General features: G+C 46.6%; 1 protein-coding gene. It reads left to right on the top strand.

The genetic code is table 11. From position 1 onward, the window contains the following. A partial coding sequence (gene aroC / locus A3729_RS08320) for a chorismate synthase (protein WP_068633628.1) occupies positions 1-717 on the top strand: 717 nt, incomplete at both ends.

Below are 717 nucleotides of genomic sequence, written 5' to 3'. Positions count from 1 at the left end.
TGTTGATTAAGAATACGGATCAGCGCTCAAAAGATTACTCGAATATCGCAACGACCTTTAGACCAGCGCATGCTGATTATGCTTACAACCAGAAATATGGCTTCAGGGATTACCGCGGGGGCGGTCGTTCTTCTGCTCGAGAAACAGCAATGCGTGTTGCAGCGGGTGCTATCGCCAAGAAATACTTGAAGCAATCGTTTGGTATTGAAATCAACGGTTACCTGTCTCAGCTGGGTCCAATTAAAGTTGAAAAAGTGGATATGTCTATCGTCAATGACAATCCATTTTTCTGCCCTGATGCCGGTAAAGTCGGTGAGATGGAAGATTATATGAAAGCGCTGAATAAAGAGGGTAACTCTATTGGCGCGAAAATTTCTGTTGTTGCACGCAATGTACCACCTGGTTTGGGTGAGCCAATCTTTGACCGGCTAGATGCCGAGCTGGCGCATGCCTTTATGAGTATCAATGCCGTAAAAGGTGTGGAAATTGGTGCAGGTTTTGATTGTATTGAGCAAAAGGGCACAGAGCATAGAGACGAGATGACGCCGGAAGGGTTTCTTTCGAATCACGCGGGCGGTGTCTTAGGCGGTATTTCAACAGGGCAGGATATTGTTGCGCATATGGCTTTGAAGCCGACCTCAAGCATTCATTTGCCGGGTAAAAGTATCGATACAGCAGGCAATCAGATTGAAGTATCAACCAAAGGCCGTCACGACC

The sequence above is a fragment of the Oleiphilus sp. HI0043 genome (genome assembly GCF_001634935.1).
This window is presented reverse-complemented; position numbering and strand designations above follow the sequence as displayed.